The sequence below is a fragment of the Pseudomonas sp. S2_B07 genome, from assembly GCF_054668435.1.
Genome location: NZ_CP162769.1, coordinates 1,441,848 through 1,467,020, shown reverse-complemented (window position 1 = coordinate 1,467,020; position 25,173 = coordinate 1,441,848). Strand labels below are relative to the sequence as shown.

Annotated in this window: 20 protein-coding genes, 1 tRNA gene and 5 pseudogenes; 9 read left to right on the top strand and 17 right to left on the bottom strand. The window is 59.1% G+C overall.

Features of this window, described 5'->3' with window-relative positions; all coding sequences use genetic code 11:
* Nucleotides 1-32: 32 nt before the first annotated feature.
* Entirely contained in the window at nucleotides 33-338 is a 306-nt protein-coding gene (locus AB4N43_RS06840) for a hypothetical protein (RefSeq protein ID WP_081743874.1), read from the bottom strand.
* 269 nt (nucleotides 339-607) lie between these two features.
* Nucleotides 608-682, bottom strand: a pseudogene (locus AB4N43_RS06835) (GNAT family N-acetyltransferase); the annotation flags it as partial.
* Nucleotides 683-813: 131 nt separating this feature from the next.
* Here AB4N43_RS06835 and xth point away from each other — a divergent pair.
* Complete coding sequence (xth, locus tag AB4N43_RS06830; RefSeq protein WP_059181225.1) at nucleotides 814-1,608, top strand: exodeoxyribonuclease III; 795 nt, start codon at nucleotides 814-816, stop codon at nucleotides 1,606-1,608.
* A gap of 111 nt (nucleotides 1,609-1,719) precedes the next feature.
* Nucleotides 1,720-2,547: an arylamine N-acetyltransferase family protein gene (locus AB4N43_RS06825; protein ID WP_460153612.1), complete on the top strand. Its 828-nt coding sequence runs from the start codon at nucleotides 1,720-1,722 to the stop codon at nucleotides 2,545-2,547.
* Nucleotides 2,548-2,580: 33 nt separating this feature from the next.
* Here AB4N43_RS06825 and AB4N43_RS06820 read toward each other — a convergent pair whose 3' ends face one another.
* Both AB4N43_RS06820 and AB4N43_RS06815 read right to left on the bottom strand, forming a co-directional pair.
* A complete protein-coding gene (locus tag AB4N43_RS06820; RefSeq protein ID WP_059181223.1) occupies nucleotides 2,581-2,913 on the bottom strand; it encodes a BrnA antitoxin family protein in 333 nt (110 codons plus the stop codon).
* 3 nt (nucleotides 2,914-2,916) lie between these two features.
* Nucleotides 2,917-3,218, bottom strand: a pseudogene (locus tag AB4N43_RS06815) (BrnT family toxin).
* A gap of 57 nt (nucleotides 3,219-3,275) precedes the next feature.
* On the opposite strand from AB4N43_RS06815, the gene AB4N43_RS06810 reads away from it, so the two are divergent.
* From AB4N43_RS06810 to sorB, 3 genes are all read left to right on the top strand, one after another.
* On the top strand, nucleotides 3,276-4,793 hold the full coding sequence (locus AB4N43_RS06810; protein WP_027921619.1) for a nucleobase:cation symporter-2 family protein: 1,518 nt from the start codon (nucleotides 3,276-3,278) through the stop codon (nucleotides 4,791-4,793).
* Nucleotides 4,794-5,043: 250 nt separating this feature from the next.
* Nucleotides 5,044-6,303, top strand: coding sequence for a SorA family sulfite dehydrogenase catalytic subunit (sorA, locus tag AB4N43_RS06805; protein ID WP_460153610.1), 1,260 nt, complete (start codon nucleotides 5,044-5,046; stop codon nucleotides 6,301-6,303).
* A gap of 9 nt (nucleotides 6,304-6,312) precedes the next feature.
* The gene (sorB, locus tag AB4N43_RS06800) at nucleotides 6,313-6,960 is read left to right on the top strand and encodes a SorB family sulfite dehydrogenase c-type cytochrome subunit (RefSeq protein ID WP_460153608.1); all 648 of its coding nucleotides are present in this window, start codon (nucleotides 6,313-6,315) and stop codon (nucleotides 6,958-6,960) included.
* 21 nt (nucleotides 6,961-6,981) lie between these two features.
* On the opposite strand, the gene AB4N43_RS06795 is transcribed toward sorB, so the two are convergent.
* The 11 genes and pseudogenes from AB4N43_RS06795 to AB4N43_RS06745 form a co-directional block, all read right to left on the bottom strand.
* Complete coding sequence (locus tag AB4N43_RS06795; RefSeq protein ID WP_027921616.1) at nucleotides 6,982-8,052, bottom strand: protein-glutamate methylesterase/protein-glutamine glutaminase; 1,071 nt, start codon at nucleotides 8,050-8,052, stop codon at nucleotides 6,982-6,984.
* Nucleotides 8,024-8,543, bottom strand: a pseudogene (locus tag AB4N43_RS06790) (chemotaxis protein CheD); the annotation flags it as partial. The pseudogene AB4N43_RS06790 and the gene AB4N43_RS06795, both read right to left, overlap by 29 nt.
* Entirely contained in the window at nucleotides 8,540-9,346 is an 807-nt protein-coding gene (locus AB4N43_RS06785; protein ID WP_407692645.1) for a CheR family methyltransferase, read from the bottom strand. The gene AB4N43_RS06785 and the pseudogene AB4N43_RS06790, both read right to left, overlap by 4 nt.
* A gap of 108 nt (nucleotides 9,347-9,454) precedes the next feature.
* Nucleotides 9,455-9,985 (bottom strand): chemotaxis protein CheW, encoded by a 531-nt coding sequence (locus tag AB4N43_RS06780; protein WP_410922257.1) that lies wholly within the window; start codon nucleotides 9,983-9,985, stop codon nucleotides 9,455-9,457.
* A gap of 12 nt (nucleotides 9,986-9,997) precedes the next feature.
* Nucleotides 9,998-10,876 (bottom strand): annotated as a pseudogene (locus AB4N43_RS06775) (methyl-accepting chemotaxis protein); the annotation flags it as partial.
* A gap of 462 nt (nucleotides 10,877-11,338) precedes the next feature.
* Nucleotides 11,339-12,454 (bottom strand): annotated as a pseudogene (locus AB4N43_RS06770) (PAS domain-containing protein); the annotation flags it as partial.
* Between the two features lie 178 nt (nucleotides 12,455-12,632).
* A complete protein-coding gene (locus AB4N43_RS06765) occupies nucleotides 12,633-14,840 on the bottom strand; it encodes a chemotaxis protein CheA (protein ID WP_460153605.1) in 2,208 nt (735 codons plus the stop codon).
* Nucleotides 14,841-14,863: 23 nt separating this feature from the next.
* Complete coding sequence (locus AB4N43_RS06760) at nucleotides 14,864-15,190, bottom strand: STAS domain-containing protein (RefSeq protein ID WP_460153603.1); 327 nt, start codon at nucleotides 15,188-15,190, stop codon at nucleotides 14,864-14,866.
* Between the two features lie 22 nt (nucleotides 15,191-15,212).
* Complete coding sequence (locus AB4N43_RS06755) at nucleotides 15,213-15,581, bottom strand: response regulator (protein ID WP_027921610.1); 369 nt, start codon at nucleotides 15,579-15,581, stop codon at nucleotides 15,213-15,215.
* 12 nt (nucleotides 15,582-15,593) lie between these two features.
* Entirely contained in the window at nucleotides 15,594-16,259 is a 666-nt protein-coding gene (locus AB4N43_RS06750) for a methyl-accepting chemotaxis protein (protein ID WP_371258929.1), read from the bottom strand.
* A gap of 1,047 nt (nucleotides 16,260-17,306) precedes the next feature.
* Entirely contained in the window at nucleotides 17,307-18,824 is a 1,518-nt protein-coding gene (locus AB4N43_RS06745; protein ID WP_460153601.1) for an efflux transporter outer membrane subunit, read from the bottom strand.
* An 87-nt stretch (nucleotides 18,825-18,911) separates the two neighbouring features.
* On the opposite strand from AB4N43_RS06745, the gene AB4N43_RS06740 reads away from it, so the two are divergent.
* The 3 genes from AB4N43_RS06740 (at nucleotide 18,912) to AB4N43_RS06730 (ending at nucleotide 23,914) form a co-directional block, all read left to right on the top strand.
* Complete coding sequence (locus AB4N43_RS06740; protein WP_460153600.1) at nucleotides 18,912-19,532, top strand: TetR/AcrR family transcriptional regulator; 621 nt, start codon at nucleotides 18,912-18,914, stop codon at nucleotides 19,530-19,532.
* Nucleotides 19,533-19,709: 177 nt separating this feature from the next.
* A complete protein-coding gene (locus AB4N43_RS06735) occupies nucleotides 19,710-20,831 on the top strand; it encodes an efflux RND transporter periplasmic adaptor subunit (protein WP_027921608.1) in 1,122 nt (373 codons plus the stop codon).
* Nucleotides 20,828-23,914 carry an efflux RND transporter permease subunit gene (locus AB4N43_RS06730; RefSeq protein WP_460153598.1) on the top strand — a complete coding sequence of 1,029 codons (3,087 nt, stop codon included), beginning with the start codon at nucleotides 20,828-20,830 and terminating at the stop codon, nucleotides 23,912-23,914. Before AB4N43_RS06735 ends, AB4N43_RS06730 begins: the two co-directional genes overlap by 4 nt.
* Before the next feature lie 425 nt (nucleotides 23,915-24,339).
* Here AB4N43_RS06730 and AB4N43_RS06725 read toward each other — a convergent pair.
* Nucleotides 24,340-24,415: transfer RNA gene (locus AB4N43_RS06725), tRNA-Asn, on the bottom strand.
* A gap of 228 nt (nucleotides 24,416-24,643) precedes the next feature.
* Between AB4N43_RS06725 and AB4N43_RS06720 the strand changes: the two genes are divergently transcribed.
* The gene (locus tag AB4N43_RS06720; protein WP_027921605.1) at nucleotides 24,644-24,874 is read left to right on the top strand and encodes a hypothetical protein; all 231 of its coding nucleotides are present in this window, start codon (nucleotides 24,644-24,646) and stop codon (nucleotides 24,872-24,874) included.
* On the opposite strand, the gene AB4N43_RS06715 is transcribed toward AB4N43_RS06720, so the two are convergent.
* On the bottom strand, nucleotides 24,871-25,071 hold the full coding sequence (locus AB4N43_RS06715; protein WP_027921604.1) for a hypothetical protein: 201 nt from the start codon (nucleotides 25,069-25,071) through the stop codon (nucleotides 24,871-24,873). The two genes, AB4N43_RS06720 and AB4N43_RS06715, sit on opposite strands and share 4 nt — an antisense overlap.
* Nucleotides 25,072-25,173: the final 102 nt, after the last annotated feature.

Sequence of the window (25,173 nt, the reverse complement as noted above, 5' to 3'; positions counted from 1 at the left end):
CATGAATCGCTTCATGGCCTGCTTTTATTCGTTCAGCTGCCCGTTCCACCCCCGGCACCTCCGGTTCCGCCTCCCGCCGCCCCGGTTCCGCCACCTGCTCCGGAGCCCGAACCACTGGCGCCGCCATTAGTCCCGGTGCCGGTGCCGCCGCCCGAGTCCGTGTTACTTCCGGCCGGCGGCGTGCCGGGAGTGTGGTCGGTTGACGTGTTCGAGCCGCTGCTGGTCCCGGACTGGGAGCCGGTCGAGCGGGTGCCTTCGTTGGACGCTGCAAACGTGGCTGCCGAGGCGACGCCTAACAAGCCAGCGAGTAACAGTGACGTGAATTTTTTGGTCATCATGGTTCGTCTCCAAAAACTGAGTCGTTACCTGATGTTGGTGCGAAGGGCGGGGTGGTTGGTGCCGGTTGGATGACGAGTGGCAGTGCTTAACACCCTGGTTGGGAGTGAATCATTGTAGGAGTGAGCCTGCTCGCGATAGCGTCCTTTCATCCGACTCAGCTCTGACAGACCTGATGCCATCGCGAGCAGGCTCAGTCCTACAGTGTTTTGAGGTGTTATCGAGGGACGTATTCCGCCAGTTTCTTCTCGAGATTAAGCCGCACCGCCCCCTGGTTGTTTTCGCCGGTGGTGAATTGCACCCGCACACAGTCCAGCACCTCGAATGCATGGCACGGCATCAGGTACAAGGGGAGCCGTCGTCGATTGGCAAGTGCGCTACTGAGACCTTTAATCGCCTGCTGCGCGGGTCATGGCAACTGTCGCCACGCAATCAGGTCACAACCGGATACCGCCAATCCGTTGCGAGCCTCGGACCATGAAAAACCTGAAAATCGCTACCTTCAATGTCAACGGCCTGCGCGCACGCCTGCCCAACTTGTTGGCGTGGCTGGAACGGGAAAAACCGGACATCGCGTGTCTGCAGGAGCTCAAGTCGGTCGACTCGGCGTTTCCGGTTGCCGAGCTTGAAGCGGTCGGCTATGGCGCCCTCTGGCAGGGGCAGGCGTCGTGGAACGGGGTGGCGATTCTGGCGCGGGATGCGCAACCGCTGGAAAGTCGACGCGGTTTGCCGGGTGACGACACGGACACCCACAGTCGCTATCTGGAAGCGGCAGTGCACGGCGTGCTGGTGGGGTGTCTGTATCTGCCCAATGGCAACCCGCAGCCGGGGCCGAAATTCGATTACAAACTGGCGTGGTTCGAGCGGCTGATCGCCTATGCCAAGGATCTGCAGAGCAGCGAGCACCCCGTGGTGCTGGCCGGCGACTACAACGTGGTGCCCACCGATCTGGACATCTACAACACACGCTCCTGGCTCAAGGATGCGTTGCTGCAACCACAAAGCCGCGCGTGTTATCAACGCTTGCTGGATCAGGGCTGGACGGACTCTTTGCGTCATTTGTATCCCGAGGATCGGCTTTACACTTTCTGGGATTATTTCCGCCAACACTGGCAGACCAATTCCGGGCTGCGTATCGATCACCTGTTGCTGAACCCGGCGCTGAGTCCTTATCTGCAAGAGGCGGGTGTCGATGCCTGGGTGCGCAATGAGCCGCATGCCAGTGATCACGCGCCGACGTGGATTCGTGTGAGTTCGCGCAAGCGACATTGATGTTGGCCAGTGGGTTGATTGGCTAAATCAATTGTCAGTGGCACCGCGTTATCCCTTATACATGGCGGCCATCGGCGGAGAGATCCGCGGCCCAAGCATAAGGACTGAGCAATGAGCGAGCCACGCCTGACCCACCTTGCGTTGTATCTACAGCGCCTGGGTTTCGACGCCCCACCGGTGCCGACCCTGGAAACCCTGCGTCTGCTGCAACTGCGCCACACCGGTGCCTTCGCGTTCGAAAACCTCACCACGTTGTCGGGCGAGCCGGTGCTGATTGACCTGCCGTCCATCGAGCAGAAAGTCCTGTTCGATGGTCGCGGTGGTTATTGCTATGAACTCAACAACCTGTTTCTGGCCTTGCTCCAGGAACTGGGCTTCGACGCTCGCGGCATTACCGGCCGTGTCGTAATGGGCCAACCCGAAGGCGCGTGGACTGCGCGCACGCACCGCTTGAGCCTGGTTACGCTGGACGGCGTGCGCTACATCACTGACGTCGGCTTCGGCGGCATGGTCCCCACCGCACCCCTGATACTCGATACCGACGCTGAACAACTCACCCCCCATGAACCGTATCGCATTGAACGCCATGAAGACGGCTACACCCTGCGGGCCAACGTCGGCGGCGAGTGGCGGCCGATGTACATTTTCGACCTGCAGCGCCAGGAAGATACCGATTACACCGTCGGCAACTGGTACGTCTCCACCCATCCCGAGTCGTCGTTTGCGCGGCAGTTGATGGTCGCCCGGACCGGAGACGGCTGGCGCCGTACGCTGAATAACGGCAGCTTTGCGATACACCGGGTCGGTCGCGAAAGCGAACGGAGGCAGGTGGCGGATGTGGTCGAGTTGGTCGGGGTACTGCAGGACGAGTTCGCGATTCGGGTGCCGGAACACGAGGTATTAAGGACCGTGCTTGAGCGATTGATTCGCCCAAGCTGAGCCCGTGTTTTTTGCGGCCTCAGAGCGGTGTGTTCAAGGCGCCATCACCCGATGAATCTCACTGAGCACCTCGGTTAATTTTTTCTCGAGGTCCTTCAGTTCGCCAGGGGTTATCCCTTCCTTGAAATGCCTGGCATTCCCGACAGCCGTGCGCTGATCGAGCTCAACGGGTGTTTCCCGGCGATTGAGCAGCGCCTGACGCAAGGTGTTATTGATCACCGTCTGATAGCCAAAGCCCTCGCTCTCGGCAAGAGAGCGAGCCGCCTCTATGACGGCATCGTCCAGCATGATGGTTATTCGGGTTTTGCCTTTGCTGCTGGCGATGGCGCCACGCTTGGCATTGCTGAAGTCGTATTCGTCTTTCATTGGTCAATCCTCCATGTACCGGCGACGCTCGTTTTTGGTAGCGATACGCCGGAAATGATTCGAACGAAATTCGGATCTCGATAGGCAGCGACCAACAGGCGACCTTTTGCATCCATTCCCATGATGATCCACCGCTGTTCATCATGGTGGAGGTCCTGGAACGTAAGGGCCCGCTCGTCATAGAACACCGGTTCCGTTTCTGAAAGGCTGATGTCTTGGTGCTTTAATTTGTTGGCTGCGTTTAAGGCTGAAATGGACACCTGTCCATAATCTGACTGGGGAGTTGTATACAACTCTATAGACATTTGTCCTGAGTCTTGCATACAGTGTGCGCATAACAAAAACCAGGGAACCCCCTAACTATGAAAACGCCCCATGTTTCACACCAACGGCCCGAGGATGAAAACCTTGGGATCGGCGCGAATATGGCTTACGGCCTGCAACATGTTCTGACCATGTACGGCGGCATCGTTGCGGTGCCTTTGATCATTGGTCAGGCGGCCGGGCTTTCGCCGGCGGACATCGGTTTGTTGATTGCTGCTTCATTGTTTGCAGGGGGGCTGGCGACGTTATTGCAGACCCTTGGTTTACCGTTTTTCGGTTGTCAGTTGCCGCTGGTACAGGGCGTGTCGTTCTCTGGCGTCGCGACCATGGTGGCGATTGTCAGCAGTGGCGGGGAGGGCGGGTTTCAGTCGATTCTCGGGGCGGTGATTGCCGCGTCGTTGATTGGCTTGCTGATCACGCCGGTGTTCTCACGCATCACCAAGTTCTTCCCGCCGCTGGTCACGGGCATCGTGATCACCACCATCGGCCTGACGCTGATGCCGGTGGCGGCACGCTGGGCCATGGGCGGCAACAGCCATGCGCCGGACTTCGGCAGCATGGCGAACATTGGCCTGGCAGCGGTGACGCTGGTGCTGGTGCTGCTGTTGAGCAAGATTGGCAGCGCGACTATCTCCCGGTTGTCGATTCTGCTAGCGATGGTTATCGGTACAGTCATCGCGGTGTTCCTCGGCATGGCAGACTTCTCGTCTGTCACCCAGGGCCCGATGTTCGGCTTCCCGACGCCGTTCCATTTCGGCACGCCGACCTTCCACTTCGCCGCCATCCTGTCGATGTGCATTGTGGTCATGGTGACACTGGTGGAAACCTCGGCGGACATCCTCGCCGTCGGTGAAATCATCGGCACCAAAGTCGACTCCAAACGCCTGGGCAACGGCCTGCGCGCCGACATGCTGTCGAGCATGATCGCGCCGATCTTCGGTTCGTTCACCCAAAGCGCTTTCGCCCAGAACGTCGGGCTGGTGGCGGTGACCGGAATCAAGAGCCGCTTCGTGGTCGCCACGGGCGGTTTGTTCCTGGTGATCCTCGGTTTGCTGCCCTTCATGGGGCGGGTCATCGCCGCCGTGCCGACGTCGGTCCTTGGCGGCGCCGGTATCGTGCTGTTCGGCACCGTGGCGGCCAGTGGTATCCGTACGCTGTCCAAGGTTGATTACCGCAACAACGTCAACCTGATCATCGTCGCTACCTCCATCGGTTTCGGCATGATTCCGATTGCTGCTCCGAACTTCTACGACCACTTCCCAAGCTGGTTCGCAACGATTTTTCATTCGGGCATCAGCTCGTCGGCGATCATGGCGATTGTGCTGAACCTGACCTTCAACCACCTCACGGCCGGTAACTCGGATCAGCAGTCGGTGTTTGCGGCCGGTACGGAGCGAGTGCTGCGCTATCAGGATCTGGCAGCGCTGCGTGAAGGGGACTACTTCAGTGAAGGCAAGCTGCATGACTGCGACGGGAAAGAAATCCCGGTGGTGGAGGCTGACCATGGGCATGGCGAGCCGCGTGCCGCGCATGCGAAAAGCAGTGAACATGTCTGACAACACTCAAGACATGAAACTATGAATAAGGCGTCCTTCGGGGCGCCTTTTTTATTGCCTGAACTACGCTCTGGCGACGGTGCTGACCAACCAAGCCTGTCGTCAAATGTGAAGTCACTGACGTCAAATGAAAAGCGGTCGACGTGCTCGTGGCGATACTGGTTTCCCTGCGAGTCCCCGTTTACCCATCAAGCCTGGCGGGGGAGAGCGGTCAGTTGCATCTCAGTAAAACAATTATAGAGAGCGCAGAATGAAGTTCAGTTTTATAGACAACAGCAAGCCGAGCCGCCGGCGCGTGCTACGCGATACCTTCGTCCTGGCTTTTGCGGCTTCTCCGTTGGCAAGTCTTGCCAAGGCTGCCGAGCAAACCGGGCCAGTTGACGAAGCCGCCGAAGAAGTCACCTTCGCGGCTGGCCCACGGCCGTTGGTGCAATACCCGCAAAAGCGTCCGTTGACCTTGGTAACCACTCGCCCGCCGCACCTTGAGACGCCGTTCCCGGTTTTCAATGAAGGGCCGATCACGCCCAATGACGCCTTTTTCGTGCGTTATCACCTGGCCAATTTCCCTACCAGCATCGATCCGGACACCTTCCGTCTGACGATCAAGGGCTCGGTCAATACGCCGCTGTCCCTTTCCCTGGCGGAGCTGAAAGCCCTCGCCGAGCCGGTAGAAGTGGTCGCCGTCAATCAGTGTTCGGGTAACAGCCGTGGCTTCTCGATGCCGCGCGTGTTCGGTGCTCAATTGGGCAACGGTTCAATGGGCAATGCTCGCTGGGTGGGCGTCCCACTCAAGGCAGTATTGGAAAAGGCCGGTGTGAAAGCCGACGCTCAACAGGTGACCTTCCGTGGGCTCGATAAGCCCGTGCTGCCTAGCACTCCGGAATTCATCAAGGCGCTGGACATCAGTCACGCCATGGACGGTGAGCCGATGATCGCCTGGTCGATGAACGGCACTGATCTGCCATTCCTCAACGGTTACCCGATACGTCTGGTGGTGCCGGGGTATTTCGGCACGTACTGGGTCAAGCACCTGAGCGAGATCGAAGTCGTCGACCGCACCTACGACGGTTTTTTCATGGCCAAAGGTTACCGCGTACCCGACAACGATTGCTTCTGCATCGCCCCCGGCACTACGGCGGCGCAAACCAAGCCGATTTCCAAACTGCCGGTGCGCAGCTTTATCACCAGCGTCAAACATGGCGATGTGTTGCCGCTGAATAAAAGCGTGGTGCTCAAGGGCATCGCATTCGACGGCGGCGCAGGCGTCAACAAGGTGGAAGTTTCCATCGACGGCGGGAAAAACTGGCGCGAAGCCAAACTGGGTCAGGACCTTGGCCGTTTCTCCTTCCGGGAGTGGACGCTACCGATCACCTTTACCAGCAAGGGCGCCACGCAGTTGATGGTGCGAGCCAGTAACAGTGCGGGCGAAACGCAGCCGCTGCAAGCCGACTGGAACCCGGGGGGCTACCGCCGCCACGTCATAGAAACCAGCCACGTGACCGTCGCCTGAGGGGCCTGCATGAAACTTATGAAACGCATGACCACTTTGCTGTGCGCGGCTCAGGTTGGCTGGATTGGCGTGGCTGGCGCAGCGCCGCTCTCGATCACCTTGCCGCCCGAAACGGCAGTGCTCAAACCCAATGCGCTGCCAGGTTATCAACTGGCCCAACAGAAATGCTCCACCTGCCATTCCGCGGATTACATCAACTTCCAGCCTCCCGGCATGACCCTGGCGCAGTGGACTGGAGAGGCGAGCAAGATGCAGCACGTGTACGGCGCGCCGATCAGTGATCAGGATGTGAGCGTGATCGGCGCTTACCTGGCAGTCACTTACGGCAGTGCTCATGCGAACGATGCCGAGGTGCAGGCAGCCTCGAACCCGCCGGCAAGCCAGTCTCCGGCAGCGCCCGTGGCCAAAGTCGATGCCATGGCATTGCTCCAGGGCAACGCCTGTTTGTCCTGCCACGCCATCGATCACAAGATTGTAGGCCCGGCCTATCACGAGGTGGCAGCCAAGTACGCCAACGATCCGCAGGCTTTGGCCAAGGTCACGTCGAGCATTCAGCACGGCGGTACCGGCAAATGGGGGGACATTCCGATGCCGCCTTTCGCGCAGTTAAGCCCGGATGATCTGCACACCCTGAGCACGTTCATCTTGCAACAGTAAATTCCCTGCCAACGACGCGCGTTACCTGCCATTGGTGATCGCTCTGGGAATGTCGTCCAGGGCGATCACCCGGTCCACTCCACCCAGTTTGATCGCCTCTTTGGGCATGCCAAACACCACGCAGCTGGCTTCATCCTGAGCGTAGGTGCGTGCCCCGGTCGCATGTAATTCCTTCAAGCCACGGGCACCGTCATCGCCCATGCCGGTCATGATGATGCCGGTGGCATTTTTCCCGGCGAACTTGGCCACCGAACGAAACAGCACGTCCACAGACGGGCGATGACGGTTGACCAGTGGGCCATCGACGACCTCGACGTGATAGTAGGCGCCGCTGCGCTTGAGCAGCATGTGCTTGCCGCCGGGGGCGATCAGGGCCAGGCCGGGAATCACTCGGTCGTTGTTCTTCGCTTCGCGCACTTCTATCTGCGACAGCGTGTTCAAGCGCGCAGCAAACGAGGCGGTAAATTTTTCCGGCATGTGCTGCACGATGACGATGCCCGGGCAAACCCGTGGCAGTGCGGTCAGCACCCGTTCCAGTGCCTGGGTGCCACCGGTGGAGGTGCCGATGGCGACAATCCGCTCCGTGGTCTGCGCCATGGCCTGGCCGCTGGAGGGCGGCAGAATGGCGTCGGCATTCAATTTGGCGCCCACCGGCGTATGCGCTGCGGCGTTCCTGACCAGTTGCTTGACGTTGGCCTGGGCGGCGGCCCTGACCGCCGCCACCAGTTCGGCGGAGGATTGTTCCAGAAAACCTTTCAGGCCGGCCTTGGGCTTGGTAATGATTTCCACGGCCCCGGCGGCAAGGGCCTGGAGCGTGGTTTCCGCGCCTCGTTCCGTGAGCGTTGAGCAGATCACCACCGGAGTAGGGCGCTCGGCCATGATTTTTTTCAGGAAGGTGATGCCGTCCATGCGTGGCATTTCCACGTCCAGCACAATCACGTCGGGCCACTCTTTGGCCATTTTGTCCATGGCGAAGAGGGGGTCGGAGGCGGCGCCAATCACCTGGATATCCGGCTCGCGCTCCAGCAACGCCAGCACCACCTGCCGTACCACGGCAGAGTCGTCGACCAGCAGAACCTTGATTTTTTTCATAGGCGCTTTTAGCTCTCGTTCAAGTCTTGACGGCGGACCCAGACATGGCCGCTGCTGATATCGAAGATCACGTCACGGTGCCCGTTGCGTCCTAAATCCTCGGCGCTCAGGCGCAAATGGTGACGCGTGACCAACAGGCGCGCGGCGTTGATATTGCTTTGGGCGACGCTGGTTTCCTCGCTGTAGCCGGGGAACATGGTGCCGCCGCCGAACAGCTTGACCTGGTAATCCTCGGGCCGCGTGTGGTGGCGGGCCACCTCCAGCAGAAAAAGCGCCATGGCCTCGTTGGCATATTTGCCGTCGAGTGGCCCGCCGGGCTTCTGCCGGTTCGGCAGCATGTAGTGGCACATGCCACCAATCATGCGCGCCGGGTGCCACAGGGTAATGGCGACGCAGGAACCCAGCAGGGTGCGGATACGTGTGGCCGCATCGCCGAAATAGAACTCGCCGGGCTGCAGGAAAATCTCGTTGCCGCCGAGGGGCCTGTTCATGGCTTGCGGTAAATCGAGGGTGAGATCAGTTTCAAGGCATCGGTAATGCCGTTCAGGCTTTCCGAATGACTGACGATGAAATAGCCGCCGGGTTTGAGCCGTGGCAGCATGCGCGCGACCACCTTGCGCTTGGTTTCCTGGTCGAAATAGATCATCACGTTGCGCAGGAAAATCACCTCGAACTCGCCGATATCCGGCAGTGTTTCGTTGAGGTTGATCGGCATGAAGTGCACCCGGCTGCGCAGGCTTCGCTCGATCAGGAACGTACCCTCCTGGCTACCGGTCCCTTTCAGGCAATGTTTGGCCAACAAGGGGTGCGCAATGTGGCTGGCGCGCTCGATCGGGTAGTGTCCTGTGCGGGCCTTGGCCAGCACCTGACTGCTGATGTCGGAACCGATGATTTCCCAAGGGGTGCTGCCCAGGCCATCGGCCAGGGTCATGGCCAGGCTGTAGGGTTCCTCGCCGGAAGAGCTGGCTGCGCTCCACAGACGGAAGGTTTTGCCCGGAGCGGCCTTGGGTAAAACCTGCTGGCGCAGGAAATCGAAATGCTTGGGTTCGCGGAAGAAATAGGTTTCGTTGGTGGTGAGCAAGTCCAGGGCTATCTGCAGTTCCGCAGTGGCCCCATGGCCCATGATCATCTGGAAATAGTCGCCGTAGCTGTTCAGTTGATGGTGCTTCAAACGTTTGGACAAGCGCCCGGCAACCAGTGCTTTTTTCGCGGGGCTCAGGTTGATGCCGGCGGCACGATACAGCCAGCTTTGGAACTGCTTGAACTCGCTATCCTTGAGCGCTTCTGCATTCACGATCAAACATCCTTGCCAGGTCCAGGAACGACGTTGCAATGCACAATCGATCAAGGCCGAGGCGCACCAGACGCCTCGACCAGAATCGATGATCAGCCGGCCGGGCCGCTAGCCCGACACGGCGTCCGTCAGTGCGCCGACTTCGGATAACCTTGCCATCTCGTCGACCGACAGCACGCGGTCGGCATTGAGGACGATGACGAATTTACCCGCCACCTTGGCCATGCCACTGATGAAGTCGGACCGTATCCGCGCACCGAAGCTGGGTGCCGGTTCGATCTCGCTGGCGGGGATTTCCAGGACCGCCGAGACCGCATCCACCATCAGCCCCACATCCTGAGTGCCGGCGTCCGAGTCGGCCTCGATAATGACGATGCACGAGCGCCGGGTAATATCGGACTTTTGCCGGCCGAACCGCGCCGACAGGTCCACCACCGGCACCACCGCGCCACGCAGGTTGATCACCCCACGGACGAAGGCGGGCATCATCGGTACGCTGGTAATGTTGCCGTACTCGAGGATCTCCTTGATCCCGAGAATGCCGATGGCAAACATCTCGCCGCCCAGGAGGAAAGTCAGGTACTGCGCTTCCTCCTGGTGGAGGGCCTCGGGTCGATTGGTAGTAATCAGAGCACCCATGCTGACCTCCCGTTAAAACCGAGTGAATTCGGCTTCTGCGACGCTGCTGGTCGCGTAGTGAGTGGCCGCCCGGTGGGGCAGGTGCTTGGGAGGTTGTGGCGGTTTTTTGCCCGACAGCGTCCTGTGCGCGACGGCCTTGTGCAGGCTGTCGCTGACATCGGACTCCCGGGCAAAGAAGCTCATCGCCTGTTGCAGTTGTTCGGCCTGGCTGCTCATCTCTTCGGCGGTGGCGGCCAGTTCCTCACTGCTGGAGGCATTCTGCTGGGTGATCTGGTTCAGTTGGTTCATGGCCGTGTTGATCTGCGCCACCCCGGAAGATTGTTCTTCCGACGCTGCGCTGATCTCCTGCACCAGGTCTGAGGTCTTGTTGATCGAGGGCAGCATTTCGTTGAGCAATTTGCCGGCCTTCTCGGCCATCTCCACGCTACTGGAGGACAACTGGCCGATCTCCTGGGCCGCCACCTGGCTGCGCTCGGCGAGCTTGCGCACCTCGGCGGCGACGACGGCAAAGCCCTTGCCATGCTCGCCCGCCCGCGCGGCCTCGATGGCGGCGTTAAGCGCCAACAGGTTGGTCTGGTAGGCAATGTCGTCGATGATGCCGATGCGCTGGGCGATCTGTTTCATCGCGGCGACTGTCTGCTGTACCGATTCGCCACCCTCGGTGGCTTCCTTGGAGGCCTTGCTGGCCATGCCGTCGGTGACCTTGGCGTTTTCGGTGTTCTGATTGATGCTCGCGCTCATCTGCTCGATCGACGCGCTGGTTTCCTCGACGCTGGCCGCTTGTTCGCTGGTGGCCTGACTCATGGACTGGGCGGTGGCACTGACCTGTTCGGAGGCGGTAACCAACGCGTCCGCCGCGGCACTGACATCCTCGATAATCGTGGTCAGCTTCTCCGCCGTGGAATTTGCATCGTCTTTGACCTGAGTGAAGATCCCGGTCGACTCTCGCGTGATGCGCTGTCCGAGGTCGCCATTGGCAAGCCCGCTGAAGACACGACTGACATCCTCGATGACGTTCGAGAGTGCGTCACAGCTGGCATTCGCATCGTCTTTGACCTGGCCAAAGACACCCGAATAGTCGCGGGTGATGCGTTGTCCCAGGTCGCCCTTCGACATGGCGCCAAACAGGCGTCCCACGTCCGCGAAAATAACCCCGGTGGTTTCCATCAGCGAGTTGACGCCGGCGCATAGCACCTGGATCGGGCCGCTCTTACCTTCAAGGGGAATGCGTTGGCTCAGATCGCCATCCTTCGCCGCTGAAGTCACGTGCTGCGCTTGCTCTACCGCTTGCACCAACATGTTGTTGGCATTGACCTGCGCCGTCACGTCGGTGGCATATTTGACGACTTTGAAGGGCTGGCCGTTCATGTCCATGATCGGGTTGTAGGAGGCTTGAATCCAGATCTCCTTGCCGCCTTTGCCAATGCGCTTGTACTCGCCAGCATCGAATTCACCACGCCCCAGCTTGTCCCAGAACACACGGTATTCTGGAGAGGCGCGGTAGACCGGGTCGGCAAACATGCTGTGATGTTGCCCCTTGATCTCGGCGAGGGTGTAGCCCAGCGTGTTCAGGAAGTTGTCGTTGGCGTGCAGAATCTTGCCGTCGAGCGAGAACTCGATCACCGCTTGTGCCTTGTTGATGGCGCTGAGCTGGCCGGCGAAATCGGCTGCCTGCAACTTGCTCTGGGTGATGTCAGTCGCATACTTGACGACTTTGAAGGGCTTGCCGTTCATGTCCATGATCGGGTTGTAAGAGGCTTGTATCCAGATTTCCCTGCCGCCCTTACCGATGCGTTTGTACTCACCGGCATCGAACTCACCGCGTCCGAGTTTTTCCCAGAACAGACGATATTCAGTCGAGGCGCGGTAGGCGGGGTCGGCAAACATACTGTGATGTTGCCCCTTGATCTCGGCGAGGGTGTAGCCCAACGTGTTCAGGAAGTTGTCGTTGGCGTGCAGAATCTTGCCGTCGAGCGAGAACTCGATCACCGCTTGCGCCTTGCCGATGGCGCTGAGCTGGCCGGCGAAATCGGCTGCCTGCAACTTGCTCTGGGTAATGTCAGTCGCGTACTTGACGACTTTGAAGGGCTTACCGTCCATGTCCATGATCGGGTTGTAGGAGGCTTGTATCCAGATTTCCTTGCCGCCTTTACCGATGCGTTTGTACTCGCCGGCATCGAATTCACCGCGCCCCAGTTTGTCCCAGAACAGGCGATATTCAGGGGATGCGCTGTAGGCCGGATCGGCAAACATGCTGTGATGTTGGCCCTTGATCTCGGCCAGGGTGTAGCCGACTGTGTTCAAGAAGTTGTCGTTGGCGTGCAAGATCCTGCCATCGAGTGAAAACTCAATGACGGCCTGTGCCTTGTTGATAGCGTCGATTTGCCCTTTTAAATCCGATAACAGCGCTTGCTCTTTAAGGCGATCTTCCTGGTTATAACTGAACCGATTAATTAAACGGGTGATCATTGATTGATTAGCCTGATTCATGACAACTCCCAATGAAGTTCAATTTTTTATTCGGTGGCCTGTTGCATCGCTTCAGATGTTATTGAGCAGGTCAGTCATGCGCCCCTTGTTCGGCACGCGTCAGTTCCCCTTGAATCAGCGCTTTGCGCGTTCATCAACCGTGTTTTTCACGTCAGTTTCAGGCTTCAGCCAACGCCGGTTGCAGGTGGTTGTGTGCCTGCTGTTGGGTGACCTGTTGCAGCAAATTCGGTACATCGAGAATCAATGCCACCTCGCCGTTGCCCAGAATGGTCGAGCCGCCGATGCCGCGCAGGGCGCTGAACAGCTTGCCCAGCGGTTTGATCACGGTCTGGAATTCACCTTGCAGTTCGTCCACCACCAAACCGGCTTTCTGTTCGCCGCAACGCACCACCACCACGTTCTCGCGTCGGCCCGGGCTGCCTTCGGCGTTGAACTGTTCACGCAGGTACACCAGCGGCAGCACTTCCCCCCGCAAGTTCAGGTAGCTGCGCTCGCGGGTGGCTTGGCGATCTTCTTCGGTCAACTCAAGGCACTCTTGCACCATGTCCAGAGGCACCACGTAAGTGGCCTGACCGACGCCCACCAGAAAGCCATCGATGATCGCCAGTGTCAGCGGCAGGCGGATGCGCACCCGGGTGCCCCGACCCGCCTGGCTGTCGAGGTCGACGCTGCCGCGCAGGGCGGTGATGTTGCGCTTGACCACGTCCATGCCGACGCCTCGGCCGGAGAGGTTGGTGACGGTCGCCGCGGTAGAGAAACCCGGCTCGAAAATCAGGTTGTAGATGTCCTGATCGGACGGTGTGGCGGTGGCGGAGAGCAGGCCGCGCTCGCGGGCCTTGTGCAGGATGCGTTCGCGATCGAGTCCGGCGCCGTCATCGACGATCTCGATGACGATGCTGCCGGAGTCGTGGTAGGCGTTGAGGCTCAGCGTACCCGTTAGCGATTTACCCGCCGCCTGGCGAACCTCGGGCGATTCAATGCCGTGATCCATGGCGTTGCGCAGCAAGTGCATCAACGGATCGCCGATCTTTTCCACCACGGTCTTGTCCAGTTCGGTGTCGGCGCCGCTGATCTGCAGATCGATGTCCTTGCCCAGTTCGAGGCTGACATCGCGCACCACTCGCTGAAAGCGGTTAAAGGTGTCGCCGATCGGCACCATGCGCAGGCGCAGGGCGCTGTCGCGGATTTCCTCGACCAGGCCTGAGACCCGGGAACTGGCTTCCTGCAGCGCATCGTTGTGGCTGCGCTGAGCCAGCAAGTTGGCGCCGGCTCCCGCAATGACCAACTCGCCGACCAGATTGATCAGCTCATCCAGCTTGTCCGCATCCACGCGAACGTAGCGGTTCTCTTTGCTCTTGCTCTCCTGGATCTGGCTTTGCTTGTTCAGGGCGGCCTGCACCAGTGCGGGCGTCACCGAGCGCTGCTCGACGAGGATTTCGCCCAGGGGGACAGCCGGGTTGTTGGATTCAACAGGGGCGCGTTGTGCGTGCAGGGCTTTTTCCAGTTCTTGCGGGGTCAGGGCGCCGCTGCTGACCAGCAGCTCACCCAGACGGGCCGCATCTTCCGGCAGCCGATCAATCAGCTCGATGTATTCGGCGATCTTGCTGTGCGGCGGGAGGATGTGGATCAGGCAATCGTCGCGCACAAAGTCGAAGGCTTCGGCGATGGCCGCTTTGTCCGCTGTGGACTGGTAGTCAATCTCGAAGCCCAGGTAGCAGGCTTCGGCATCCATGGCATCGGCCTGCGGCATGCCGTCGGCCAGGGTGGTGATGCGGACGATCTCGCCCTGGCTGTTGAGATAGCGCAGGAACGACAGCGGATCCATGCCATTGCGCAGCACGTCCTGGCCAAAGCGCAGCGAGATGTGCCAGAGGTCGGAGGCCACGCTGTCATCCGCGCAAACCTCGGTCAGATAATCGGTATTGAACGGCGCAATTGAGGTAGAGGGTGGCTCCAGCGCCAGCGAGTTGCCCTGGTAAGTGTTCAGGCGTTGGCGCAGGCCGCTTTCCCGAGTCTGTGCCGGGGTATCCAGCTGACCACCTTGGGCGGCAACCACGTTGACCAGCTCCAGCATATGGTCGCCGCATTCCAGCAGAAGGGCGACCAGTTCGCTATTGATACCGACCGCGCCGTCACGCACGCGATCGAGCACGTCTTCGACGATATGGGTGAAGCCAACGACCGGCTCCAGACCGAACAGCCCGGCCGAACCCTTGATGGTGTGCGCGGCACGAAAGATGGCGCCCAGGGTGTCGCTGTCGCCCGGTTCGCTCTCCAGTCGCAGCAACGACTCTTCCATATCCTGCAGCAGTTCGCGGGCTTCGGCGATGAAGGTTTGCAGGGCTTGATCGAGATTTATACTCACGCTGAATTCCTTTTACGCTGAGGTCAGCTAGCGGCCGAGTTGGAAATAACCAGAGGATCGCCAAAGAACGCGGCGAGGTTGCACAGGTCGAAGACTTCCAATACCGCGCGGCTGTGCCCAACCAGGCGCAAGGTCGTGCCGACACGTGTGGCTTCGCGTTTGGCCAACAACAGTTGCTGCATGCCGGCGCCGTCCATCTCGCTGACCTGGGACAGGTCGATTTCCAGCTCGCCGGGCTCGGCCAGGTGGGGCAATAGCTGAGCCTTGAACTCGGCCGCGGTATAGATGTTCATCTCGCCTTCGATATGCAGCTGGCACAGGCCGTTGGTTGTGGCTACGCGGATGTTCATGCTCGCCTCCGGATTCGGTCGATCAAGGCAGGATCAGTTTGGCGACGGCGGCCAGCATTTGTGCCGGCTGGAAGGGTTTGACCACCCAGGCCCTGGCCCCGGCAGCCTGGCCTTCCTGTTTCTTCGCTTCCTGGGATTCGGTGGTCAGCATGATGATCGGGGTGAATTTGTAATTGGCCAGCTTCTTCACCTCCTTGACCAGCGTGATGCCATCCATGTTGGGCATGTTCACATCGCTGATCATCAGGTGGATTTTCTGTCCGTTCAGCTTGGTCAGCGCATCCTTGCCATCGCTGGCCTCGATCACGTCGTAGCCAGCCCCCTTCAAGGCAATGCTGACCACCTGGCGTACGCTGCTGGAATCGTCGACGACCATTACGGTTTTAGCCATGCTGCTCTCCTGCTAGAAGAAAGTGATTTCCTGTTCCTTGGCGGCGCTGGAACTGTGTCCGTGATGGATTTGCCGTTGCTCATCGGTGGCGTAGGTCAGCTCCATGCTCGCCAACCAGGCTCGGGCATCGATCTGTTCCAGCTGATCCGGATTGCGCTGGCCGTTCTGCAGGTGCTGGTGCAAGGCCTGCATGTTGTCGCGAACATGGGAGAGGATCTGGCTGACGCGATCCTGGAATTGCAGGCCGATCAGGACCTCGCTGATTTCGTCACGGATGCCGACGCTCTCTTGCTGGAGTAACTCGGTAGAACCCGACAGGCGCTGGGTAATGCTGTGAAAACGGTCCAGCACATGTTGAATGCTGGCTTCGGAGGCGGAGACCGAGTGCTGGTCATTCGCTGCAGTGTCGTCGGCGACTTCGACCAGGCGGGTGATGGCGCTGTTGATGATGCCGACGGTGGCCGACATTTTTTTTCCGGTGTCGCTGGAGAGGCTCGACAAGCTGCGCACGGCATCGGCCACTACGGCGAAACCACGCCCGGCTTCACCTGCTCGTGCAGCTTCAATTGCGGCGTTCAGTGCCAGGAGGTTGGTTTGCGCAGCAATCGCCGCAACCTCTTTAGACATGCTGAGCAGTTCGCCGGTGTAGTCGGTGAGGCTGCGGACTTGTTCCAGCATCTGGTCGCGACTCAGTTGCGTGGCCTTGAGGGAGTTGACCACCTGCGTCAGTTCCGTTTCGCTCTGCGCGAGCACCACCACTGCGCCGCTCTGGGCATCGCCGGCCAGGCCATCCGCCGCTTGTTGCGAAGTCTGTACGGCTTCTTCCAGCTTGCTGTAGATGCCTGAGAAGCGCTGGCTCAGCGTGACGATGGCCTGCTCGGTCTGGCTGCGGGAGTTCTCGATCTGCTTGGTCCAGATGGGCACCGCTTCCAGGCACACGGCCTCCAGACCGTTGGCTGCGGACGCGGCACTGGCGGCCTGGTGTTGGCTCAGGCTGCGGGCATGAGCCTGGCTCAACGCCTGGTCAAACAGCTTGCGCTGGCTGCGGACAATCCAGACGCTGGCAGCGCCGCCACTGGCGAGCAGGATCAGCGCGGCCGTTATCGGCAGTGCCGCCAACCCGGTCAAAACCAGGAGCGACACAGCGCCGCCCGAGGCAATGAACAGGACGGGCCAAACCAAGGAGGTGAAGTCAGGTCGAACGGAGGAATAATTGCGGTCAAAGTCATAAGAAGACAAGGGCTGGTCCTTATTCAAATCGCTCCATTCGAGCGGCTAAATGTGTCACCGATAGCGAAGTGTCTGTCCCTGTGCTTGCAGCTGAATCGTTTCAAATTCAAAGCCTTAGCCAGCGCTGGCACAGGTCATATTGCTTTGGAACTAATACAAAATGCTGCTGTCTTCGACGATAGCAGTAGGCCACTCTTTTGCAAGGCAGCCACTGCGTCAGCCAATGTTTTATTGCTGTTTTTTTGGTGCGGGCTGCTTATTTTTTGCGTGACTGCGAGGGGTTATTAATTGCGTTGCGGGGAAGGGCTGAGCGGAGGGCGAGTGGGACAACCCAATAAACAGGCACAAAAAAAGGCCCGCTAAGCGCTGACCTTTTTTGTGTATCTAGATGGCACGACCTGGACTCGAACGGAAAAATAAGCATTTGTTCTACAATGAAATTATTCTGTTTTTAAGTATATATATCCCTACGATTATCCTAATCCAGCCCGTATTTTATTGGAGTTCTTTCGATATCCCTGGATCAGGAAAAAACATTCGAGTTTCCGCTCTTTTTGAGACAACGCGAGCATCTGAGTCATCTCGCTGCCAACCGCCGCCCAATGCTTTGAACGTGGCCACTGCGGCGCGAGCCGATTCAGTTTGTGCCTGGGCTCTGCCATCAGATGCCGCCAGGAGATGTTCATCGGCATCCAGCACTTCGATCAAGCTGACCACGCCTTTTTCATAGGCGGCAAACGATGTCGCTCTGGCTTTCGCATACGCCGACTCGCCCTGGGCGAGCTGGGTTGATTGTTGCTCGCGGTTGATCCGTGCCGAAACAGCGCTTTCCACATCTTCGCAGGCCCGCAGAACGGACTGGCGGTAAGCGGCCAAGGCTTCGGCTTCTTGGCCTTTCGCCAAATCAATTTGAGCGTTGATGCGGCCAAAATCGAACAGCCTCCAGCGTAATCCCAGTGCCGCCGAAGCCTGACTGGCGCCGTTGCTGAACAGGTTTGCGCTGGATACCGAGGTAGCACTGCCGAGCAGCGCAGCCACAGACAGTTTGGGGTAGTACTCGGACATGGCTTCTCCGATGCGCGCGCTGGATGCCGCAAGACGGCGCTCCGCGACGATCAAGTCTGGACGCCGACGCAGCAGGTCGGCTGGAGCGCCCATGTCCGAGAGGCCTGGCACCTCAGGGATAGGCGCCAGCTTAGTCAACTGCGCGCTGTAAGTGCCGGGCGCCTTGCCCAACATGACATCCAGCGCGTTCATTGCCGCGTCAATGCCTGCTTGCAGTACCGGCACGGTGGCCTGCGCTTGATTCAGCGCGCCTTGGGTCTGGTTCAATTGCAGTTCAGCTGCCAGTCCTTTTGCATAGAGGTGTTCGATGGTGGTGAGCAGTTGTTGTCGCGTGTCTACTTGCTGCCGGGCAATTTCCAGGCGTGCTTGAAGACCACGGATGCTGATGTAAAGATCGGCTGTCTGCGCGACCACTGCCAGGCGCGTGGCAATCGCTCCGGCTTGCGAGGCCTGATAATCGGCGAAGGCGGCTTCTTTACCTCGGCGTAGCCCGCCAAACACATCCAGCTCCCAGCCGGCATTCAAGTTCGCCTCATAGGCACTGCCGTAGCGATTATAGGAAGGGTCTGAATTCAGCACTTGGCCCAACGGCGTCTCCAATGACTGACGGGCTCGGGCCGCCTGACCATTGACGGTAGCCGACGGCAGGAGGGCTGCGTTAGCTGCGCCCAAACCGGCGCGAGCCTGCTCGATCCTTGCGTTTGCCTGGGCTAAATCGAGGTTCTGTTCAAGTGCTCGATTTATCAGTTGACTGAGTATCGGGTCATTAAATGCATTCCACCAAGCGGCGAGATCGGCATTTGCAGCGTCCACTTGCCGTGCCTTGGACGTTTGCGCCGAGAAATGCTCGGGCAATTCCACACGGGGTTCCGAGTAGTCGGGGCCCACTGCGCAACCTGCAACCATACCCAAACACAGTAAGACGGCGAAACGAGGAGGAGGGTGCATGCTATGCCTGCGAAAGGGTCGGTTTGTGACGATATTACAATTTGGTCACAAGTTGTCAACCACCTTTGGGATGAGTAAGCTGCTCGCATGAATCAGCCATCAGTTTCTTCGCCCAGCGCCCGTGGCCCAGCCGATCACGACATTCGAGACCAGATTGTCGCGGCGGCCAACGAGCATTTCAGTCAGTACGGTTATGGCAAGACAACGGTTTCTGACCTAGCCAAAGCTATCGGCTTTTCCAAGGCTTACATCTACAAATTTTTTGAATCCAAGCAGGCGATTGGTGAAGCAATCTGTACAAATTGCCTGACTGAAATCGTTGCGGCAGTGGAGCAGGCCATCAATGTAGACGGCATCTCGCCGACTGAACGTTTTCGGCGCCTGGTCAAAACCTTAATCGCTACAGGTGTGAGCCTGTTCTTTAACGACCGTAAACTCTACGACATCGCAGCGTTCGCCGCGTCGGAGCGCTGGCCCAGCTCACAAGTCTATGACACTCAGATCAAGAGCTTCGTGTTGCAAATCGTGCGTGAGGGGCGAGAGCTCGGCGAGTTTGAACGCAAGACTCCGCTGGACGAGACGGTAGAGTCGATTCATCTCGCTCTGCGGCCCTTCATGAATCCTCTGCTATTGCAGTACAACCTCGATTTTGTTGAAGAAGCCCCTTCTCTCATCTCCAATCTTGTTCTGCGCAGCCTGATGCCTTAAACCTCTGCTGACGGATGCGCTGCGCATCCGTATCAGCGTGTGCGCCTGAAAAAACCAGATATCAAGCCTCTCTGCTTTGCTCTGATCAAGTGGGCGACGTTCATTCGTCTTGGTAGTGACTATTGACATAATTGGTCACTTGAATAAGCATGGCGCATCCGCTACCGAGAGGTCTTTATGATCCAGCGCCACCGTATGCCACTCATTTTCATTGTCTTGTTGCCGTTTGCCCTGGCGGCCTGCAACGAGGCCGCGCCTGCCGATCCTCGCCTTCAAGTGCCCTTGGTGCGCATCGGCGTGGTTCAACCCTCCGCACCTGCGGTACGAGTATTCACCGGTATCGTCGCGGCCCGAGTTCAGAGCGATCTCGGTTTTCGGGTACCTGGGAAGGTCTTGGAGCGTTTGGTGGATGCTGGACAGAGTGTCAAGCGCGGGCAGCCCCTTATGCGAATCGATGCCAACGACCTGACGCTGACCGCGCGGGCACAGCAGGAAGCGGTACTGGCCGCCATGGCCCGAGCTCGGCAGGCCTCCGATGACGAGCTTCGCTACCGTGATCTGGTGTCCGTCGGAGCGGTATCTGCTTCAGCTTACGCAGGGTTTAAAGCAGCTGCCGACTCGGCGAAAGCCCAACTCAACGCTGCCCAGGCCCAGGCTGATGTGGCGAAAAACGCGACCGGTTATTCGACGTTGCTGGCGGATGCTGACGGGGTGGTAGTGGATACCTTGGCGGAGCCGGGGCAGGTAGTTGGCGCAGGGCAGGTGGTGGTACGCGTTGCCCATTCAGGGCAGCGCGAGGCCGTGATCCAGTTACCCGAGACGCTACGTCCTGCGCTGGGCTCGGCGGCGACGGTTGAGCTATACGGCCAGCACCAGACTGCGGGTAAAGCGCGTTTACGCCAGTTGTCCGACTCTGCCGACCAACAGACCCGAACGTTTGACGCGCGTTATGTGTTGGAGGGGGCACTCTCCAACGCCACCCTGGGTTCGACGATCTCAGTGGTTATCGCTGACACGGATGTTGCTGATGCCAAGGAATTACAGGTGCCCATGGGGGCCCTCTACGACACCGGTAAAGGCCCGGGGGTCTGGGTGGTGGGCGGGGAACCTGAGCAGGTGGCATGGCGCCCGATTAAGGTTCGCGGCCTGAATAATGAGGCCAGCGTGCGCGTGACGGGGGATCTGCAGGTGGGTGATCGTGTTGTCGCATTGGGTGCTCACTTGCTGAGCGAGGGAGAGAAGGTCAGGACTGAACTCGCCGATGCTCCGCAAAATTCAGTGGTTGAGGTAAGTCGATGAGCGGCTTCAATCTTTCGGCGTTGGCCGTACGCGAGCGCTCAATCACCCTGTTTTTGATCCTGCTGATTTCTGTGGGTGGGTTGTACGCCTTCTTCAAACTGGGGCGTGCGGAAGATCCCGCATTCACCATTAAACAAATGACGGTGGTCACTGCCTGGCCTGGGGCGACGGCCCAGGAGATGCAAGATCAGGTGGTAGAAAAGCTGGAAAAACGCATGCAGGAGCTGCGTTGGTACGATCGGACCGAGACCTTTACCCGGCCCGGCTTGGCATTCACTACGGTGTACCTGCTCGACAGCACGCCGCCCTCAGCCGTCCAGGAGGAGTTTTACCAGGCGCGCAAGAAAATTCTGGATGAGCAGAAGGGGTTGCCGTCTGGTGTGATCGGCCCGATGGTCAATGATGAGTATTCCGATGTCACCTTCGCGCTCTATGCGCTCAAGGCCAAGGGCGAGCCCCAACGTCTGTTGGTGCGCGAAGCCGAGAGCTTGCGCCAGCGTCTGCTGCATGTGGCGGGTGTGAAGAAGGTCAACATCATCGGTGAACAGGCCGAGCGCATTTTTGTCGAGCTGTCCTACGAGCGTTTGGCGACACTGGGCATTTCCGCACGAGACATCTTCAGTGCGTTGAACACGCAAAACATGATAACCCCGGCAGGTTCGGTAGAAGCGAAGGGCCCACAGGTTTTCATCCGCCTGGATGGCGCGTTTGATGACTTGCAGAAGATTCGTAATACCCCACTGACGGTGCAAGGCAGAACCCTCAAGTTGTCCGATGTGGCTGAGGTCAAGCGTGGTTATGAGGACCCCGCGACGTTCCTGGTACGCAACAACGGCGAGCCGGCACTGTTGCTCGGCGTGGTCATGCGCGATGGCTGGAACGGCCTGGATTTGGGGACGTCGCTGGACGCTGAAGCCACAGCGATCAACGAGCAGATGCCTTTGGGTATGAGCCTGACCAAGGTCACGGATCAGGCGGTGAATATTGGCGCCTCCGTCAACGAGTTCATGGTGAAGTTTTTTGCTGCCTTGGGCGTGGTGCTGCTGGTGTGTTTTCTCAGCATGGGCTGGCGTGTCGGCGTTGTGGTTGCCGCGGCGGTGCCGCTGACCCTGGCGGCCGTGTTCATTGTCATGGCGGCCACAGGCAAAGATTTTGATCGAATTACCCTGGGCTCGTTGATTCTGGCGCTGGGACTGCTGGTGGACGATGCAATCATTGCCATTGAAATGATGGTGGTGAAGATGGAGGAGGGCTACGACCGAATCAAGGCCTCCGCTTATGCCTGGAGCCACACGGCCGCGCCGATGTTGTCGGGAACGTTGGTGACGGCGATCGGCTTTATGCCCAACGGTTTTGCCAAGTCGACCGCTGGTGAGTACACCGCGAACATGTTCTGGATCGTTGGCATCGCGCTGATCACTTCCTGGGTGGTGGCCGTGGTGTTTACACCTTATCTGGGCGTCAAACTGCTGCCGCAGATCAAGGTGCCTGAAGGCGGGCATACGGCGATTTACGGTACACCGAACTACCAGCGTTTCAGACGCCTGCTGGGCAGTGTGATCCGCCGCAAAGGCCTGGTGGCGACATCCGTCGTGGGCTTGTTTGTTGTTGCGATTTTGGGCATGGGCGTGGTCAACAAGCAGTTCTTCCCCACCTCCGACCGGCCTGAGGTGCTGGTTGAGGTGCAGATGCCTTACGGCACCTCTATCGAACAGACTGATGTGGCGGCGGCCAAGGTCGAGGCGTGGTTGGCTCAGCAGCCGGAGGCCAAGATCGTCACTGCTTACATTGGCCAGGGCGCGCCGCGCTTCTACTTGGCGATGGCCCCTGAACTACCCGATCCATCCTTCGCAAAAATCGTCGTCCTGACCGCGAATCAGCAAGAGCGTGAGGCGCTCAAGCTCCGCCTCAGACAAGCGGCGGCCGATGGCTTGGCGCCTGAAGCTCGGGTGCGGGTGACGCAGTTGGTATTTGGTCCTTATTCACCGTATCCGGTGGCCTTTCGGGTGATGGGCGCCGACCCCGCGGTGTTACGAGATATCGCCGCGCAGGTGCGTGCGGTCATGAGCGTCAGCCCCCAGATGAGGACCGTCAACACCGACTTAGGCGAGCGCGCCCCGGCACTTCATCTCACGCTGGATCAGGATCGCCTGCAAGCATTCGGCTTGACCTCGACCGATGTCGCGCAACAGCTGCAATTTCTGCTTACTGGGGTGCCTGTCACCGAGGTGCGTGAGGACATTCGTTCGGTTCAGGTGGTGGCTCGCTCGGCGGGTGAAACGCGTCTGGATCCGTCGAAAATTGCCGCCTTCACGCTGACCGGTGTCCAAGGCCAGCGCGTGTCGCTGTCCCAGGTAGGAGCGGTGGATGTGCGCATGGAGGAGCCCATCCTGCGGCGTCGTGATCGGACGCCGACCATCACCGTGCGCGGTGACGTGGCTGAAGGTCTTCAGCCTCCCGATGTCTCCAACGCCTTGATAACGCAGTTGCAACCCATCATCGAAAAGCTGCCGGCGGGCTACCGCATTGAGTTTGCCGGCGCGATCGAGGAGTCGGGTAAAGCAAACAAGGCATTGCTGCCGTTGTTCCCGATCATGATCGCGCTGATGTTGCTGACCATCGTCATTCAGGTGCGCTCGATGTCGGCAATGATGATGGTGTTCGCCACCGCGCCTTTGGGCCTGATTGGTGTGGTGCCAATTCTGCTGCTGTTCCAGCAGCCGTTCGGGATCAACGCCTTGGTGGGATTGATTGCCTTGTCAGGGATTCTGATGCGCAACACGCTGATCCTCATTGGCCAGATTCACTCTAATAAGCAAGTCGGTCTGTCGCCTTATGACGCCGTGGTCGAAGCCACTGTGCAGCGTGCACGGCCAGTGATTCTCACGGCGTTGGCGGCGATGCTGGCGTTCATTCCTCTGACCCATTCGGTGTTCTGGGGAACGCTGGCGTACACCCTGATTGGCGGAACGTTTGCCGGCACAGTGCTGACCTTGGTGTTCCTGCCAGCGATGTACGCCCTCTGGTTCAAGATCAAGCCTGAGCCCGCGCATGAGCTTGCAGCGAACACTCATGTTGCTTGATACCTGCGTGCCTGGATCGTCTCAAAAAGGAAAATCGATATGAGCTCGTTGGCCCAGATTACTCAACAGTTTGATCCCGCTGCGCCCTTCGTGGCTTCGGCCAACTGGCTCCAGGGAAGAACGGTGTTTGGCGGGCTATCTGCAGCCCTGTCATTGCAGACGGTGTTGTTTGAGGCATGGCCGGATTGTGGGCACGCCTGACCGTAGCGATTTTTACCTGGCGTGCAGTGAGCTCAGCGCAACGGTTGTTTCTGCTATTCCACCTTCAGTGATTACCGCTTGCCACCGATCACTGTGCGCTTTGACCGTGCCGTAAAATGGCTGGTACCCACCGGAATCCGACAGAACGCCAAAACGAAAAAACCCGCCAGAAGGCGGGTTTTTGGGGGGGCAGAGATTTTGAAAGCCTTCTCTGGAACCTTGTCTGGCTCCACGACCTGGACTCGAACCAGGGACCCAGTGATTAACAGTCACTTGCTCTACCAACTGAGCTATCGCGGAATGGCGCCTATGTTACTGATTCAAAAAGAGAAGTCAAGCGCCTGCTAGCAACTTGGGCGATTCGTCGGGACAGGCGGTGGTTTATCGACCATGAGCGGTTACCAGAATCGTCCCAGAGGTCTACCATGGCTGCCCGGAAGTGGTCACACGCGCTACCGGCCATTCGCCGAAACAGGTACGCGCCATGAATCATTCAATCCTTGCACCTCACACAAACGAGGTGTTCGCATGAGCATCGCTCAGATCAGCTTGCCCAAAGGTGTCGGCCCTCACGCCGAAAAACTGCTCGACGCAATCACGCAGGCCAGCACGGCCGAGGATTTGAACCGTGCCGGTGGCAAGGCCGAGGGTTTTGTTTTGGGCCTGGAAAGTGCCAAGGCGATCAAGAGTCAGATTGCCGAGTCGCTTTATGTCGCCTATGACGACGCCGCCAGCCAGCGTGCTACCGAACTGGCTTAACCGCCGAACGTGAAGGTGCCGAGCATCATTTTGGCGTAGAGCGTCGCGGCGGCCAGTTGTACCAGCCACAAGGCCAGGCCGCCGAGAAACACACCCGCAGCGACTTGCAGTACCAGGTTATTCCCGCGTTTGGCCGGGGTGCGAGGGACGAAGTCGTCCAGCTCATCGCGGTCTGCGCGTAGGTCATCGTTTTTCATGTGGGTTCTCGTAAAAATTCTCGGGTGTACACAAAACCTATAGGAGCCGGGCTTGCCCGCGATGGCGGTCGATCAGTCAACATTGATGTTAAATGTGATGGC